The organism is Achromobacter sp. PD1, assembly GCF_048541815.1.
GTDB classification, from domain to species: Bacteria; Pseudomonadota; Gammaproteobacteria; order Burkholderiales; family Burkholderiaceae_B; genus Achromobacter; species Achromobacter bronchisepticus_A.
In genome coordinates, this window is the sequence record NZ_CP183349.1 from 2,518,612 (window position 1) to 2,533,892 (window position 15,281).

Genomic DNA, 15,281 nt, shown 5'->3' on the forward strand with positions numbered 1-15,281 from the left:
GGCATAGTCCAGAATTCAATTTATGGCCCTTCTAATTATGGCATGCGGCTCCTAACATGACTGCACATGAACCCCGACACCGCTAGTGCATCCATGACCGAAGCCACCATGCAACACATCGAAAGCCCGCAGGATCTGCGGGCCTGCCTGCCGCTCATGCGCGAACTCAGGCCTCATCTGAAGGAAGACGCCGATTTCATCGAGCGCGTGAGCCGCATGCGCGCCGATGGCTACCGGCTGCTGGCCGCCATGGACCAGGGCCAAGCCGTCGCGCTGGCCGGCTACCGCCTGCAGGAAAACCTGATCTACGGCCGCTTCCTGTATGTGGACGACCTGGTGGTGGCCAACGGCCGTCGCGGCGAACGCTGGGGCGCCCGGCTGCTGCAAGCCCTGGACACCGCCGCGCGTGACAACGGCTGCGCCCGCCTGGTGCTCGACACCGGCCTGGGCAACGCCCTGGCCCAGCGCTTCTACTTCCGCGCCGGTCTCTTGACCAGCGCCATCCGATTCAGCAAATCCCTGGAAACTTCCGCGTCATGAATATCCTGCGCATCATCTGCAGCCCGCGCGGCCGCGCCTCCGAAAGCTATCGCCTGTCGCAAGCCATCGTCGACCAGCTCACCGCCGCCGCCCCGGGCGCGGCCGTGGTCGATGTGGACGCGACTGCCCTGCCCTTGGTCGACTCCGACTATGCGGCCGCACTGAGCGCGCGCCAGGACCCCACGGACGGACGCGAGCATCGCGGCGCGCTGGGCCTCTCATCCGAATTGATCCAGTCCCTGCAGGCCGCGACCCATGTCGTCATCGCGACCCCGATGCACAACTTCACCGTGCCGGCATCGTTGAAAACCTGGATCGACCACGTGGTGCGGGTGCGCAGCACCTTCCAGATCACGGCCCGCGGCAAGGAAGGCAGCCTGGAGGACCGCCCGGTATACGTGGCGATCTCCTCGGGCGGCGACTTCGGCTGCGACGGACAGAGCCAGCCGGACTTCCTTACGCCGTATCTGCAGCACGTGCTGGGTACGATGGGGCTGAAGAACGTGACCTTCTTCTCGGTGCAAGGCACCGCACGCGGCGCGGACGCGTTGCAGGCGGCCCGCGCGCAGGCGCAATCGGAGGTCGTCGCGCATCCGTTCGCGGCAGGATTGCATCCGGAGTTCGCGGCAGCTTGATCGCGCCGGGCTGGTGCCCGCGCATCATGGCGCGCGCACCAAGCCGCCTCATGCTTAGGAATAGCGCCGGCGCCCGGCCCGCGTCCGCAAGAAGTATTAGGCAATCGGGCTGCGTTGACACCTCCAAATAGCCGGCACTACGCTCTTGGCCAGAACCCTCTCGCCTGACCAGACTACGCCGTACATCCTCATTCGGGCATGGGTGCAGGAGGCGTGCAATGACACTGACCAGTCCCGGCATTTTCCTGGCCGCCGCGCTCGCGCTGTGGGTTCTCGCCGCGCCGCGCGCCGAGGCGGCCTGCGCTGACAAGAAGATCCTGTCCATGGCCAACGACGGCCGCACGGTCAATGCCATCGCCAAGGCCTGCAGCATGCCGGCGGCCAAGGTCCGGGGCGTGATCGAGCGCGCCGATGCCGCCGACGACGCGCCGCCGCCCGCACCAACGCCCAAGGCCAAGGCCGAACGCGCCGCCGCGCCGGAGCCGCCTCGGAAGCTGCCGTCCGGCGCAGGACTGGCGCAATGCGATTGCCAGGGCATGGTGCCTTATGGCGAACGGGCGCCGGACCTGCGCTGCCAGAGCGGCATGTCGATGGCGACGCCCTGCGCGGGCTACTGCTCGCCCCACGGGGTCGCGCCATGGCGGCGCATATGTAGTTGAGACCCGCAGTCAGCGCCCGCCGTCAAGACTCGCACAGCCACGCCCTACTGCCTGGCGCTGGGCATGAACCAGCGGTAGTAGGCGTTGTCGCCGTCGTCGCGCGCCAGCTTGTTCATTTCCCTGCCCCAGGTTTCACGATCCCCCACATAGGCCGCCAGCGAAGCCCGGTAGAACGTGTCCAGCCGCGCCCGCTCCAGCTGCATGTCGGCGCGCAGCGCGTCGGACGCGCCGACCAGCGGCGGTTCGCTGCGCAAGGCCAGCAGCGCGGGCAGGACGCGCGCCACTTCGCGCGGCCGGACCCAGGTCGCATACTCGATGCCGGGGCGGTCGTCGGTCACGGCCGGGGTATCGCCGGCAAAGCGCGCCAGGCCGTCCCGGTCTGTGACCCAGGTGGACAACAAGGCCGCGGCCGATGGTACGCCCACTGCCCGCAACGCGGCGGCGGTATCGGGCTGGGCGTAGCGCGCCTGGATGCGGGCCGCGTCCAGCGTCAGCGGCTGCATCGAACCCAACAGCAGCATTTCATGCAGTTCGCTGGTCCAGAGCTGGGCATGCGGAAAGACCTGGATGAAGCTGGCGATGAGCGCGCGGGTGTCGTCCTCGTTCTGCGTGGGCAGCGGCAGCCATTGCGCCACGATGCCTTGCGGCGCGAGCCGGCTTGCGGCCAGTTGGTAGAAGTCGCGGGAATACAGATTCACCACGCCCGCGGCCGAGGGCGGCGGCGGCTCCAGCGTGATCAGGTCCCAGCGTTCGGCGCTGGCCTGCAGCTCGCGGCGTCCGTCGCGCAGCCGTTTGTCCAGGCCCGGATCGGTGGCGGCCTGGAACGTGCCCTGGAAGTGCGGCGCGGCGCGCAGCACGGCCGGCAGCAGCTCGGCGACCGCGCGCTTTTCCAGCCCGCGGTACTGCGACAAGGCGCCGGCCGTGATGCCGGTGCCATAGCCCACCACCAGCGCGGACCTGGGTTCGCCCGCATGCACGATCAAGGGCAGCAGCGCCTGCAGCCGCATGTATCGCAGCGAAGGCATGGCGTCGCCCGAGTTCGATACGCCCTGGATGTAGAGCCGGTGGAAGCGATTGCCGTTGCCGGCGCGCTCGACCACGGCCACCGTGCCGCCATGGCTTTCCTCGTAGAACACCAGGCCCGCGCCGCTCGCCCCGGGCAGTAGCCGCGCAAACTGGTCTGCCGGCAGCATGGCGACCACCGCCAGCGTGGCGAGGCCCGCGATGCCGGTGGCCCAGCCAGTGGCGGCGCGGCCATCCGACCTTCCGCGCCAGGCCGCCACGGCGCCCACCGCCGCTGCGATGGCCGCCAGCACGCTCAGCGTGCGCACCAGCCCCAGGGCGGGCAACAGCAGGAATCCCGTCAACAAGGTGCCCGCGATGCCGCCCAGCGTGTTGCCGGCGAGTACGGCGCCGGCCTTGCAACATCAGCCGGCCTGCGGCGCCTCCTGCCGCATCAGGCTGGCGCGCACCTGGTCGATGCGCAGGCCGTCGCGGCGGGTGACCTCGAAGCGCCAATCGCGCCACTCGATCGCGTCCCCGGCTTCGGGGATCCGGCCGCCGGCGCGCAGCAGGCAGCCCGCCAGCGTGGCATCCGGGTACTCCTCGGCCAGGTCCGGCGCGTCCAGCAGGCGCGCGGCTTCCGCAACGGCCAGGCGGCCTTCCAGCAGCCAGGTTCCATCCGCCAGCTGCAAGGCTTCGGGCTGGTCTTCCTGATGCTCGGGCAGGTCGCCCGCGACGGCGGTCAGCACGTCCATGGGCGTGATCAGACCTTCGCACACGCCATGCTCGTCGACCACGATCAGCATGTGCTCGCGCGAACCGCGCAGCTCATCCAGCACCTTGAGCACCGGCATGGTTTCCATCACATAGCGCGGTTCGCGCGCCAGCTCCACCAGATCGATCGGGCCAGGGTTCTGCAACAGCGGCAATACGTCCTTGAAGTGCAGCACGCCCAACACATTGGACGGATCGCCCGCGCACAGCGGCAGGCGCGAGTGGCCGCTGCCGAACTTGCGCACGATGATCTCCGGCGTATCGGCCACGTCCAGCCAGACCATGTCGCCGCGCGCCACCATGATGGAACGCACGTCCCGCCCGCCGATCGACAGCACGCGTTCGATCATGGTGCTTTCCTCGGGCGCGAAGGCCGGTTCGCCGTCCGCGCCGTCGACCAGCGCGGCCACCTCGTCGGCCTGGCCGGCGGCCTGCCCCGCACGGCCGGCGCGCAGCAGGCGCAGCACGGCCTGCGCGGTGCGCTGGCGGCGGCCCAGGGCGTGGGTGCCTTTGACGCGGTTGCGGCGCGCCAGCTGATTGAACAGCTCGATCAGGATCGAGAAGCCGATCGCGGCGTACAGATAGCCCTTGGGCACGTGGAAGCCCAGGCCTTCCGCCACCAGGCTGAAGCCGATCATCAGCAGCAGGCCCAGGCACAGGATCACCACCGTCGGGTGGCGGCCCACGAAAGCCATCAGCGGGCGGCTGGCCAGCATCATCACGGCCATGGCCACGATCACCGCGATCATCATGATGCTGAGGTCCTGCACCATGCCCACGGCGGTAATCACCGAGTCCAGCGAGAACACCGCATCCAGCACCACGATCTGCAGGATCACCTGCCAGAACACGGCATGCTGCGGCTTCTGGCCTTGCTCGTGGCCGGCGCTGCCTTCCACGCGCTCATGCAGCTCCATGGTGCCCTTGAAGAGCAGGAACAGGCCGCCCAGGATCAGGATCAGGTCGCGTCCGGAGATCTCCGCGCCCAGCAGCGTGAACATGGGTTCGGTCAGCGTGACCACCCACGCGATGCTCGCCAACAGGCCCAGGCGCATCACCATCGCCAGCGTCAGGCCGATCAGGCGCGCGCGGTTGCGCTGCTCGGGCGGCAGCTTGTCGGCCAGGATGGCGATGAACACCAGGTTGTCGATACCCAGCACAATTTCAAGCACGACCAGGGTCGCCAGGCCCAGCCAGGCGGTGGGGTCGGACATCCAATCGAAAATCATCGAGGTTCCATGCAAATCGGGACCGGGCGCCATGCGGCGCCGGCCAGGATCAAGGGGAATGCGCCGCGGATGCGGGCATGAGGCTCAGTGCGGGCGCGAACGGCCCCAAGGACGGCCGGCGGAGCGCGGCCGCCCAGGCGCGGCGTGGCCGCGGCGGCGAACATGGAGTCGGCTTGCGGGCTGCGCGCCCGGGCCGTGGCGGGAAGATGGGGCATCGGGCGCCGGCTTGCTTGCGGCGCCCTGCTAGGGGGTGGGTCTTCAGTCATAGATGGCGGACGGCTCAGGCTGCCGGGGCAGCAAACGGATAGAGCGCCCGCCTTGCTCTCTTTCTTACGGGAAACTGAATACTACATGAATCCGGTCTCTCCCGCATCCGACGAAGCCCAGGCATGCCATGCCGCGGGCACGCTGCTTTGCGGCATTTTTACTGGTGTTTACCCTAGGTCGACGATATACTGCGGGCACCTTCAACTCACCAGAGATCAATGTGGACAACGACGGATGTAGTCGGAACACGACTGCAAGCGCCGCTTGACGCAGGATCCGCGGAAATAGTCCGCGCCGGTCCTGTCTGACAGCCAGGACCCGGCTCTTCGGTACCCGACACGGGACCGCCAGCCCTCTCCCCTACTGCTTGCCGACGCGATGCGTTGCGCCTTGTTGCGCGCGCCTGCGCACCGGCCTGGCGGCGCATGCACGTGGACCTGCCACCGTACTCCCCGCTAAGGAGACGATCATGCGTATCAAGCAATTCCTGCCCTTCCTGGACCGGAGCGGCGCGGCCGCGCCCATGGCGGCCGCGTCCAAGACGGCCCCTACCACCTATCAATTCACCATCGTGAGCCTGGGCGACACGCTCAACGCGCTGCGCAAGCAGCTCTACTACGAACTGCGCGACCTGGACTTGCGCGTGCTGGCGGTGCGGATTTCGCGCGCCGAATCGGACCAGCTCGCATCCACCGTCGTCACGCTGCATTGCCCGCCGCATCTGCGCAATCTGTTGGGCGCGGTGGCCTTGCGGCTGGGCCAGAGCCCGGACGTGCGCCGAGTGCACTGGGAATGCGAGTCCGGCGCGGCCATTGCCGTGCTGCCCGCCTGACGCCAACTCGCGGCCAGGAGGCTGTCATGAAAGATCCGTACAAAACCCTGATGATTGCGCGCGTCGTCCTGCTGGCGCTGATCTGGCTGGCGGGACTGCTGCTGGTCCTGGCGTCGGTCTGGCGCCTGCCCTGAGCCCGCCCGCGCCCATCCATAACATGCTGAAGAAGAGAGAAGAAGATGAAGAACTTCGAAAACATCCAATTCATCACGCTGGCCAATACCCTGGTCAGCCTGCTGACCGCGTTCGTGCTGGGCTCGGTGGTCGGCTTTGAGCGCCAGTTCCGCCAACGCACGGCCGGCCTGCGCACCAATGTGCTGGTGGCGGTGGGCGCCGCCATCTTCGTGGACCTGGCGTTCCGAGTGGGCGGCGCCGATGGCGGCTCACGCGTCATTTCCTACGTGGTCTCGGGCGTGGGCTTCCTGGGCGCCGGCGCCATCATGCGCGAAGGCGGCAGCATCCGCGGCCTGAACACCGCCGCCACGCTGTGGGGCTCCGCCGCCATCGGCGCCTGCGCGGGCGCATCGTTGATCCTGGAAGCGGTTGCCGCCACCGCCTTCGTGCTGGCGGCGAACACCTTGCTGCGTCCGGTGGTCAGCTACGTCAACCGCCAGCCGGTCGACTCGCAGACCACCGAAGTCACGACCGTGATACATGTAATCGCGAACGTGGAGCAGCGGCAGGCGGCCATGACGGTGCTGGAAGACGTGCTCGAAACCGAACAGCTGCCCCTGTCCGAACTGAAGATCGACCAGTTCGGCGAGAACGAAGTCGAAATCGAGGCGGCGTTGAGCGAGGCTTCGGTCGACGAGCTGGACCTGGACCGCGTGACCGCCAGCATCGCGGCCTCGCCCGCCGTGCGCACTGCCTTCTGGGCCGCCCGCACCGTGTAGCGCTGCCCGCCTGGCGCAATGCCGCCGAGGCCGGATCCCAGCGCCGCCCCGGCAGTTACGCCTATTTACGTTTTGGGAACGCGGATTGCTCCGCTTTCCGGATCGACCCATCCGGAGCGTCCATGCCCTCCTCCCGCTACATCGATGCCACCACGCTGACCGTGCTGACCGTGAACACGCACAAGGGTTTCACCAGCTTCAACCGCCGCTTCATGCTGCATGAACTGCGCGAAGCCTTGCGGATGGCGAGCCCCGACATCGTGTTCCTGCAGGAAGTGCTGGGAGAACACCAGGGGCACGCCGAACGGCATCAGGCCTGGCCTGCCCTGTCCCAGTACGAATTCCTGGCGGACTCGCTGTGGACCGATTTCGCCTACGGCCGCAACGCGGTCTACCCGGCGGGACACCATGGCAATGCGCTCCTGTCGAGATATCCCATCGAACGCCACGAAAACCATGACGTCACCGTGCATGGGCATGAGGGCCGCGGACTCCTGCACTGTGTGCTGCGGGTGCCCTCGCTGGATACGCCGGTGCATGCGATATGCGTGCACCTGGGCCTGCTGGAAGGCCACCGGGGCAAGCAGTTGCGCCGCCTGTGCGAACTGGTGGCGCAAGGCGTACCCGCCAGCGAACCGCTGCTGATCGCAGGCGACTTCAACGACTGGCGCCTGCGCGCCGACTCGCTGATGCGGGATTGCGGCACGCGCGAGGTCTACACGTCGCGTCTGGGCCGCCCCGCCCGCACGTTTCCTGCGCGCTGGCCCTTGTTGCGGCTGGACCGCATCTATGTGCGCAACGTCCGGGACTGGCAGCCGGTGCCGCTGGCCTCGCGGATCTGGTCGCGCCTGTCTGACCATGTGCCGATCTGCGCGGAGATCGCGCTATGAACCTGCGCTGGCGCGAGAACAACCGCTACACGCTGCTGGAGAATGGCACCGGGTATTTTCCGGCCGTGCTCGATGCGATTGCCGCGGCGCGCGGCGAAGTGCTGGTGGAAACCTTCATCCTGTTCGACGATGCCGTGGGGCAGGAGTTCCAGCGCGCCCTGATCGCCGCCGCCCGTCGCGGCGTCAGCGTGGACCTGACGGTGGACGGCTATGGCTCGGACGAGCTGGACGGCGCCTTCGTCGGCGCCATGACCGAAAGCGGCATCCGTGTGCATGTGTTTGATCCGCGTCCGCGCTTGCTCGGCGTGCGCACCAATGTGTTCAGGCGCATGCACCGCAAGATCGTGGCGGTCGACCGCCGGGTCGCCTTTGTCGGGGGTATCAATCTTTCCGCCGACCACCTGCCCGACTACGGGCCGCAAGCCAAGCAGGACTATGCGGTGCGGCTGGAAGGCCCGCTGGCCGCGGACGTCGCCGACTTCGCGCGCGAGGCGCTCGCGGTGGACGCGTGGACCCGCAAGCGGCGGCGGCCGGCGCGCCTGGATCCCATGCCGGAAGGCGACGGCGGCGGCCGCCTGGTGGTGCGCGACAACATCGAGCATCAGACGGACATCGAACGCTACTACCGGGCCGGCGTGCGCGCCGCGCGCGAGGACGTGCTGATCGCCAACGCCTATTTCTTCCCCGGATATCAGTTGCTGCACGACCTGGCCAACGCCGCCCGTCGCGGCGTGCGCGTGCGGCTGCTGCTGCAAGGCGAACCCGATGTGCTGGTCGCCCGCCTGGCGGCGTCCATGCTGTATGACTACCTGATCGATGCGGGCGTGGAGATCTACGAGTACTGCAAGCGCCCGCTGCACGGCAAGGTTGCCTGCGTGGACCGAGACTGGAGCACCATCGGATCCAGCAATCTGGACCCGCTCAGCCTGGCGCTCAATCTGGAAGCCAACGTGGTGGCGCGCGACGCCGGTTTGAACGCCGCGCTGCGCCGCAGCCTTGACCGGCTCATCGAACAGGATTGCCGGCGCATCGAGCTGCCCGAGGGGTCCAGGCGGCGCTTGCGGCGGCTGTGGATCGGCGTGGTGGTATTCCATTTCCTGCGGCGCTTTCCCGCCTGGGCCGGCAGCCTGCCCGCGCACAAGCCCCGCCTGAAGTCGCTGCCTATCCAGGCGCAACAGGAGTCGGCATGAGAGTGTTCCGCTCCACGTTGACGCGCGCGTGGAGGCACCGCTGGCCGCGGGTCAAGCGTGCCTTGCCGGTGATCGTGTTGGCGTTGGTGGCGGCGCTGCTGTACTACTTCGGCCGCTCGGTAGACTGGGCGCAGGTCTGGATCGCCATGCGTAGGATACCGCCGGAGACCATAGCCGCTGCCGCCGCACTGGTCGTGGCGGGCTACCTGACCTACGGCGGCATGGATCTCCTGAGCAAGCGCTACACCCGGCATACCCTGCCCTGGCCCAAGGTGTTGGGCGTGGCCATGATGAGCTATGCCCTGAATCTGAACCTGGGCGTGCTGCTCGGCGGCCTGGGCGCGCGCCTCAGGCTGTACGCGCGGCTGGGCTGCCGCAAGTCGGTGGCGACGCGCGTCACGCTGTTTTCGGCAGTGTCGAACTGGATAGGCTACGCGTGGATCGCGGGCGCGCTGTTCGCGGCGGGCGCGGTGTCCGTGCCGCAGGGTTGGGCCATCGGGTCACACCTGCTGCGTGCACTCGGCGTCGCGTTGCTGTTGCTGGCGGCAGGCTACGTGGCTGTGTGCGCACGGGCGAAGCGGCGCACCTGGACCTGGATGGGACAGCATGCGGTGCTGCCCGGCGCCGGCATGGCGGTGGCGCAAAGCGTGGTCGCGGCCCTGTCGTGGGCCATCATGGGGGCCATCATCCATCTGCTGCTGCAAGGCAAGGCCAGCTATTTTGCGGTGCTTGGCATCCTGCTTTGCGCCAGCTTCGCGGCCCTGGTCATCCGCGTGCCGGGCGGACTGGGCACCACGGAAGCCATCTTCGTGGCCACGCTCGCGCCCGGGATCCCTGCTGCCGAGGTGCTGGGCGCGGCGCTGGCCTACCGGGCGCTCTATGCGTTCGCGCCCTTGTTCCTGGCCCTGGCGGCCTTTGCCGCGTTGGAGGTGAAACTGAGGCACAGGCGCGCGCAACCGGCAGTTGAGCCCAGGCCGGCTGCGGCTGACAGGCGCCGCAACGACGCCGGCCACTCGTTCAAGGCTTAGGCGTGAGCAGGTCCGACAAGGCGTTGCCCAGTTCCTTCACGGCGCCGGTAACGCCTTCGGCCGCACCTTCGGCGCCCACGCCGATCGCATGGCTGAAGCCCTGGGCCACCTGGGCGGTAAAGCCGCGCGCGACGGAGAACTTGGGATTGTCGAGGTCGCCTGCCAGGGAAAAATCGAAGCGCAGCGTGCCGCTCTGGTCCTTCAGCGCCGCCAGCACCGCCTTGCGCGGCAGTGAAAACAGGTCGCCGTTGCCGCCGAAGCGCAAGCCTCGCAGGGCCACGGTGCCCGTGGCCTGCAGCCGTCGCTTGGTGATGGCGGTGCGCATGTCCAGGTCCATGGCGCCCGCGGCCAAGGACGTGGCGCCGTTGTCGGCCAGGTACGGCGCGGCATGCTGGATGTCCATGTTGCGCACCGCCACCTTGATGTCGGCATCCGTGCCGCCCAGCACCAGCCAACCCTGCGCGCGCACCGTGGCGGCCCCGTTGCGGTTGCCTTCGACATTGCCGGAGAATTCCATCTCGCTGCGCGAGCCGTCGCCGGGGATGGTCAGCGGACGCAGACTCGCCTCGACGCCCGAAAACGGGATCCTATGCGCGGGCCGAGAGACTGCGGCGTCCTCGAAATCCAGCCGGCCGTCGCGCAGTATCAATTCCGCGATGCGGATAGGCATGTTGCGGCGCGGCTGGCCGTCGCCGCCTTCGCCCGCCCGCATCGAGGCCTGCAACGCGGGCGCAATGTCCATATCGCCATTGGCCCGGCGCACCACGGTGAAGTCGAAGCCTTCGATGATGACGGTCTTGAAGACCGTCTCATGGCGCAGGAAGGCAGACCAGTCCGGCTCCAGGATCACGTGCCGCGCGCGGGCTCCTGCCTGGCCCGTGCCGCCGGATATCGTCACGTCCTTGAGGATCACCTGCCGATAGCCGATGTCGACCTGCCCCACCTCGCCGCGCGGACCCAACATGTTGGCGATGCGCTGCTCGGCGATGCGCAAGGCGGCGAACGCCAGCACGACGCCCACCGCCGCAACCAGGGTCACGACCGCCAAGGCTTTCCCCCATGGCGATTTGCGGCGTGGCGCGGTTGGGTCGAGGTTCATCGTGGATTCCGGTGTTGCGGCGCAATCCGAGCATGGTCCTGGAAACGCCCCGCCCTATCAATGGGCAAAAAGGATTAGGCGCTCAGCGGCGTTTATGGTCGGCCATGAGGCACACGCCCGCCAGCACGCCGATCAGCGCCGCGCCCGCCAGGCTCTTCCAGGCGTTTTCATGGACGTACTCGTCGGCGGCATGGGAAGCATGCCGGGCGCGCTCCCAGGCCGCACGCTCCCAGCCCTTGGCGTGCTCGCGCGCGGCTTCGAGCTGCTGCTTGAGGCTGTCGCGCGCAGCTTCGATCTCGGAACCGCTATAGCTCGCCGTGCTGCGCAAGAGCGCCTCGGTGCCGGCAATCAGTTCGCGCACCGTGCGCGTGTTGTTGTCGGCGGGTTGAAACATGTCCCGCAATCCGTGGTGCTTGTTCATACGTGCTCCTTGTGAAAAAACATGTGCGGCAGAAGGCCGCGGTTCCTCAAAGCCTGTCGATCCCCGGCGTCTGCTGGGGATCCAGTCCGGGCATGGGGTTGGGCAGGCTGTCGGGCGGCCAACGGCCGTGCCGGTCGGTCTCGTGCCGGCCTGGGTCGGGGGTGGGCTGTTCGGCGGGATGCTGCTCCGGCCCTGGCGGTTTGGGGTCCGCGGGCCGGGAAGGCCCGGAAGGTCTGGTCTTGGTCATGGCATGCTCCTGAACGACAGAATGCGATCGATGCGGCCGCGGCCTCATCCCGCCCACCATTGCTTGATGGTCGCGCGCAAGGCCGCGCCTGCCGCGCCGCCCTCTTCCTTGCGCAGCGCCTGGAAGTACGCGGCCACCTGCTTGGCCGGAATGTGCGGCGGCAAGGGTGGCACCTCGGGGTCGGTCACCATTTCCAGCACGACCGGACGGGTCGCCGCCAGGGCTTGGTCCCAGGCGTCTCCCACGGCGTCCGGACTGTCCACCCGTATGCCTTCCAGGCCTAACAGGCGGCCATACTCCGCGTACGAAAACCGGGGCAGCCATTGCGAATCCGGGAACCTGGGGTCGCCTCCCATGACGCGCTGCTCCCAGGTGACCAGATTGAGGTCGCCGTTGTTCAGGACCATGACGATCAAGGTCGGGTTGGCCCAGTCCTTCCAGCGGTGGGCGATGGTGATCAGCTCGTTCATGCCCAGCATCTGCATGGCGCCGTCTCCGACCAGCGCGATGACGGGCCGCTCCGGATGCGCCAGCTTGGCGGCAAGCGCATAAGGCACGCCGCAGCCCATGGTGGCCAGGCCACCCGATACCGAGCCCATCATTCCATCGCGCATGGCGATGTCGCGCGCATACCAGTTCGCCGCCGAGCCCGAGTCGCAGGTCAGAATGCTGCGCGGCGGCAGCCGTTTGGATAGTTCCAGGAAGGGACGTTGCGGATTCAGCGGCCGGGCCTGCACCATTGCGCGCGCCTCCACGGTTTCGTGCCAGCGCGCGACCTTGCCCTCGATGCGTTCGCGCCAGCGGCGCGCGGTCTTGGGCTGCAACAAGGGAATCAGGGCCTGCAGGGTCAACCGGCTGTCGCCGACCAAGCCAAGTTCCACGGGATAGCGCAGGCTGAGCTTGCGGCCGTCCAGATCGATCTGCACCGCCCTCGCCTGTCCTGGCGGCGGCAGGAACTCCGAGTACGGAAACGACGTGCCCACCATCAGCAGGGTGTCGCACTCGTTCATCATGTCCCAGCTGGGCTGCGTGCCCAACAAGCCGATGCAGCCCGTGACGTACGGCAGGCTGTCGGGTACCGCCGCCTTGCCCAGCAGCGCCTTGGCCACGCCGGCGCCCAGCAGTTCAGCGGTCTGGCGCACTTCCGCGCCGGCCTGCAACGCGCCCGCCCCGACCAGCATGGCGACCCGTTCGCCGTGGTTGAGGATGTCTGCGGCATTGCGCAAGGCGGCCTCGCCCGGCACGCCGGCATGCGAGGTCAAGCCTATGCCCGTCGGCACGGTCCCATGTTCGCGGGCGGGCGTCTCCACCGCCGGCAAATCCTGCACATCGTTTGGAAAAATGACGCAGGTCACGCTGCGCCGCTCCAGGGCGATGCGCATGGCGCGGTCGATCATGTGGCGCGCCTGTTCGGCGGTCGCGGCCATCTGCACGTAATCGTGCGCCACGTCCTTGAACAGGCTGATCAGGTCGACTTCCTGCTGGTAGTCGCCGCCCAGGGCGCTGCGGGCCTGCTGGCCGACCAGGGCCACGACGGGCTGATGGTCCAGCTTGGCGTCGTACAGGCCATTCAGCAGATGGATGGCGCCGGGACCGGAGGTCGCCAGGCAGACCCCGGCCTGCCCGGTGAACTTGGCGTGGGCGCAGGCCATGAACGCCGCGGATTCTTCGTGGCGGGCCTGGACGAACTCCAACGGCTCACGGGTGCGGCCGAAGGCGCCGATCAGGCCGTTGATACCGCCTCCGGGGTAGCCGTAGATCCTTCTGACCCCCCATTGCGACAGCCGTTCCAGCACAAAGTCCGCCACAGTCTTCATTCGATGCTCCGCGTTTTCCCGCAATTCGACAGAACGCCCAGACCAGCAATTACCGTTCCCGGCCGTGTCCGCCTGCGCCGGTGCCGGCGCAGGCACGGCGCTTGCGGATGAAAGCCCCAGCGGCGGACGCGCTCGACGATCCGCCTGAACGGGAGTTGGCATGACAAAGATTCGAACCCTGGTAGTGGCGGGTGAAGCGTTTCCCCTGGCCAAGACGGGCGGCCTGGGGGACGCCATCACGGGCATGGCGCGCGGGCTGTGCGAAGCCGGCGTGCCCGTGACGGTGCTGCTTCCGGCCTACCGCGGCGTGCGCCAGCGGCTGGAGCGCTTGCGGGTGGTGGCGCCACTGCACAATCTGCCGGGAGGGGAAGCCCGGCTCCTCGCCGGGCATTGCGCCCAGTCGGGGCTGGACTTCCTGCTGCTCGAGAACGACGCGCTTTATGACCGCCCTGGCATCTATCTGGACGAAAACAGTTGCGAGCACGCCGACAATGCGCTGCGCTACGCGGCGCTGGCCCATGCGGCGGTGCGCGTGGCGGGCGGTTTGCCCGGCATCGCGCGGCCGCAATTGCTGCATGCGCACGACTGGCACGCCGGACTCGTACCGCTGCTGCTGTGTGAATACGGCCCGGGCGACGTCAAAAGCATCATGACCATCCACAACCTGGCGTTCCAGGGACAGTTCCCGATGGAATGCGCCGCCTCCCTGGGCATACCTGAACGCTACCGCAACGACGAAGCCGCCGGCGCCTGGGGCCGCTTGAATTTCCTCAAGGCCGGTATCCGCTACGCCGACCGCGTCACCACCGTCAGCCATACCTATGCCCGGGAAATCCTGACGCCCGCCTTTGGCTGCGGACTGGAGGGGCTGCTGCGGCGGCGCGCCGCGGATCTGGTGGCCATCCCCAACGGCATCGACAACATGGTGTGGAATCCGGTGCGCGATCCGCATCTGGGCTCATTGCGGTTTTCGGCGCGCGACCTGGCCCGCAAGGCGCGCTGCAAGGCGGCCCTGCAGCGGGAGTTCGGCTTGCATGAAGATGCCGAAGCCGTGCTCCTGGCGATGGGCAGCCGCCTGACGGAACAGAAGATGGCGGACGTCGCCGCGCAGGCCTTGCCCGAGGCGCTGGATCGCCACCCGCGCCTGCAGGTCGCGATCCTCGGCCAGGGCGACCGCCGCCTGGAAGAAGCTCTCAAACGACTGTGCGTGCGCTTTCCCGGGCGTTGCTCCACCCGCATCGGCTATGACGAGGCGGTGGCCCACCGGCTGCACGCGGGCTCCGACATGCTGCTGCACGGCAGCCGCTTCGAGCCCTTCGGCCTGACGCCGCTGTATGCAATGCGCTACGGATCCATCCCGATAGGTTCGCGGGTGGGCGGCATGGCCGATACGATCGACGATCCCGGGCCGCGCGCGCCGCTCTCGGCAATGGCCGGCGCCAATGGCTTGCTGTTCGACGGCGACGACCCCGCGGCCATGAATGCGGCCATCGCCCGCGCCCTGCGCCTGCGCGAGGACGCCATGCTCTGGCGCACCATGCAGCGCAACGCCATGAACGCGGATTTCAGCTGGCGCGCCGCCGCGGCGCCCTACGCCGAGCTCTACCGCTCTCTGGCCGATACCGGCAGGAGACCCCGCGTGCCTGCCGCGGCCGAGGTAGCCACTTTGCGCGCTGGCCAGCGTTCTGGCGGGCCGTTGCCCGCGCCCGCCGTCTAGGCGCCCCGACAGGAGGAACCGCAGGTGCCCACAGCCCCGCC

At 68.2% G+C, this 15,281-nt stretch carries 14 protein-coding genes and 1 pseudogene; 9 read left to right on the forward strand and 6 right to left on the reverse strand.

The features are described from left to right. Positions 1–66: 66 nt before the first annotated feature. The 3 genes from ACM1PE_RS11855 (at position 67) to ACM1PE_RS11865 (ending at position 1,834) form a co-directional block, all read left to right on the forward strand. On the forward strand, positions 67–540 hold the full coding sequence (locus tag ACM1PE_RS11855; RefSeq protein WP_419343364.1) for a GNAT family N-acetyltransferase: 474 nt from the start codon (positions 67–69) through the stop codon (positions 538–540). Beyond that, the gene (locus ACM1PE_RS11860) at positions 537–1,175 is read left to right on the forward strand and encodes an FMN-dependent NADH-azoreductase (protein WP_419343366.1); all 639 of its coding nucleotides are present in this window, start codon (positions 537–539) and stop codon (positions 1,173–1,175) included. The genes ACM1PE_RS11855 and ACM1PE_RS11860 overlap by 4 nt, the downstream gene beginning before the upstream one ends. Positions 1,176–1,393: 218 nt before the next feature. Continuing rightward, positions 1,394–1,834, forward strand: coding sequence for a hypothetical protein (locus ACM1PE_RS11865; protein ID WP_059376072.1), 441 nt, complete (start codon positions 1,394–1,396; stop codon positions 1,832–1,834). A 44-nt stretch (positions 1,835–1,878) separates the two neighbouring features. Here the strand turns inward: ACM1PE_RS11865 and ACM1PE_RS11870 are convergent. Both ACM1PE_RS11870 and ACM1PE_RS11875 read right to left on the reverse strand, forming a co-directional pair. Next, positions 1,879–3,252 (reverse strand): annotated as a pseudogene (locus tag ACM1PE_RS11870) (spermidine synthase); the annotation flags it as partial. Positions 3,253–3,261: 9 nt separating this feature from the next. After that, positions 3,262–4,839 (reverse strand): TerC family protein, encoded by a 1,578-nt coding sequence (locus tag ACM1PE_RS11875; RefSeq protein WP_059376066.1) that lies wholly within the window; start codon positions 4,837–4,839, stop codon positions 3,262–3,264. Between the two features lie 736 nt (positions 4,840–5,575). Here ACM1PE_RS11875 and ACM1PE_RS11880 point away from each other — a divergent pair. The 5 genes from ACM1PE_RS11880 (at position 5,576) to ACM1PE_RS11900 (ending at position 9,939) form a co-directional block, all read left to right on the forward strand. Then, positions 5,576–5,938, forward strand: coding sequence for a hypothetical protein (locus ACM1PE_RS11880; protein WP_118932419.1), 363 nt, complete (start codon positions 5,576–5,578; stop codon positions 5,936–5,938). Between the two features lie 179 nt (positions 5,939–6,117). Beyond that, entirely contained in the window at positions 6,118–6,831 is a 714-nt protein-coding gene (locus ACM1PE_RS11885) for an MgtC/SapB family protein (RefSeq protein WP_119449206.1), read from the forward strand. 122 nt (positions 6,832–6,953) lie between these two features. After that, the gene (locus ACM1PE_RS11890) at positions 6,954–7,721 is read left to right on the forward strand and encodes an endonuclease/exonuclease/phosphatase family protein (protein ID WP_059376059.1); all 768 of its coding nucleotides are present in this window, start codon (positions 6,954–6,956) and stop codon (positions 7,719–7,721) included. Beyond that, entirely contained in the window at positions 7,718–8,911 is a 1,194-nt protein-coding gene (gene clsB, locus ACM1PE_RS11895) for a cardiolipin synthase ClsB (protein ID WP_059376057.1), read from the forward strand. Before ACM1PE_RS11890 ends, clsB begins: the two co-directional genes overlap by 4 nt. Further along, on the forward strand, positions 8,908–9,939 hold the full coding sequence (locus tag ACM1PE_RS11900; RefSeq protein WP_419343369.1) for a lysylphosphatidylglycerol synthase domain-containing protein: 1,032 nt from the start codon (positions 8,908–8,910) through the stop codon (positions 9,937–9,939). Before clsB ends, ACM1PE_RS11900 begins: the two co-directional genes overlap by 4 nt. Here ACM1PE_RS11900 and ACM1PE_RS11905 read toward each other — a convergent pair. The 4 genes from ACM1PE_RS11905 to ACM1PE_RS11920 form a co-directional block, all read right to left on the reverse strand. Beyond that, positions 9,929–11,038 carry a DUF748 domain-containing protein gene (locus ACM1PE_RS11905; protein WP_419343371.1) on the reverse strand — a complete coding sequence of 370 codons (1,110 nt, stop codon included), beginning with the start codon at positions 11,036–11,038 and terminating at the stop codon, positions 9,929–9,931. The genes ACM1PE_RS11900 and ACM1PE_RS11905 overlap by 11 nt on opposite strands. Positions 11,039–11,120: 82 nt before the next feature. Beyond that, a complete protein-coding gene (locus tag ACM1PE_RS11910) occupies positions 11,121–11,459 on the reverse strand; it encodes a DUF883 family protein (protein WP_059376048.1) in 339 nt (112 codons plus the stop codon). Between the two features lie 46 nt (positions 11,460–11,505). Further along, positions 11,506–11,706, reverse strand: a complete 201-nt coding sequence (locus ACM1PE_RS11915) for a hypothetical protein (RefSeq protein ID WP_306632649.1) — start codon at positions 11,704–11,706, stop codon at positions 11,506–11,508. Between the two features lie 44 nt (positions 11,707–11,750). Further along, on the reverse strand, positions 11,751–13,523 hold the full coding sequence (locus ACM1PE_RS11920; protein WP_419343374.1) for a thiamine pyrophosphate-requiring protein: 1,773 nt from the start codon (positions 13,521–13,523) through the stop codon (positions 11,751–11,753). A gap of 160 nt (positions 13,524–13,683) precedes the next feature. On the opposite strand from ACM1PE_RS11920, the gene glgA reads away from it, so the two are divergent. Then, the gene (gene glgA, locus ACM1PE_RS11925) at positions 13,684–15,240 is read left to right on the forward strand and encodes a glycogen synthase GlgA (protein WP_419343376.1); all 1,557 of its coding nucleotides are present in this window, start codon (positions 13,684–13,686) and stop codon (positions 15,238–15,240) included. The last annotated feature ends 41 nt before the right edge of the window (positions 15,241–15,281 follow it).

Bases quoted from the DNA above. Each gene is read 5' to 3' on its own strand.
- ACM1PE_RS11855 (WP_419343364.1), top strand. From the start codon at position 67: ATGAACCCCGACACCGCTAGTGCATCCATGACCGAAGCCACCATGCAA.
- ACM1PE_RS11860 (WP_419343366.1), top strand. From the start codon at position 537: ATGAATATCCTGCGCATCATCTGCAGCCCGCGCGGCCGCGCCTCCGAA.
- ACM1PE_RS11865 (WP_059376072.1), top strand. From the start codon at position 1,394: ATGACACTGACCAGTCCCGGCATTTTCCTGGCCGCCGCGCTCGCGCTG.
- ACM1PE_RS11875 (WP_059376066.1), bottom strand. From the start codon at position 4,839: ATGATTTTCGATTGGATGTCCGACCCCACCGCCTGGCTGGGCCTGGCG.
- ACM1PE_RS11880 (WP_118932419.1), top strand. From the start codon at position 5,576: ATGCGTATCAAGCAATTCCTGCCCTTCCTGGACCGGAGCGGCGCGGCC.
- ACM1PE_RS11885 (WP_119449206.1), top strand. From the start codon at position 6,118: ATGAAGAACTTCGAAAACATCCAATTCATCACGCTGGCCAATACCCTG.
- ACM1PE_RS11890 (WP_059376059.1), top strand. From the start codon at position 6,954: ATGCCCTCCTCCCGCTACATCGATGCCACCACGCTGACCGTGCTGACC.
- clsB (WP_059376057.1), top strand. From the start codon at position 7,718: ATGAACCTGCGCTGGCGCGAGAACAACCGCTACACGCTGCTGGAGAAT.
- ACM1PE_RS11900 (WP_419343369.1), top strand. From the start codon at position 8,908: ATGAGAGTGTTCCGCTCCACGTTGACGCGCGCGTGGAGGCACCGCTGG.
- ACM1PE_RS11905 (WP_419343371.1), bottom strand. From the start codon at position 11,038: ATGAACCTCGACCCAACCGCGCCACGCCGCAAATCGCCATGGGGGAAA.
- ACM1PE_RS11910 (WP_059376048.1), bottom strand. From the start codon at position 11,459: ATGAACAAGCACCACGGATTGCGGGACATGTTTCAACCCGCCGACAAC.
- ACM1PE_RS11915 (WP_306632649.1), bottom strand. From the start codon at position 11,706: ATGACCAAGACCAGACCTTCCGGGCCTTCCCGGCCCGCGGACCCCAAA.
- ACM1PE_RS11920 (WP_419343374.1), bottom strand. From the start codon at position 13,523: ATGAAGACTGTGGCGGACTTTGTGCTGGAACGGCTGTCGCAATGGGGG.
- glgA (WP_419343376.1), top strand. From the start codon at position 13,684: ATGACAAAGATTCGAACCCTGGTAGTGGCGGGTGAAGCGTTTCCCCTG.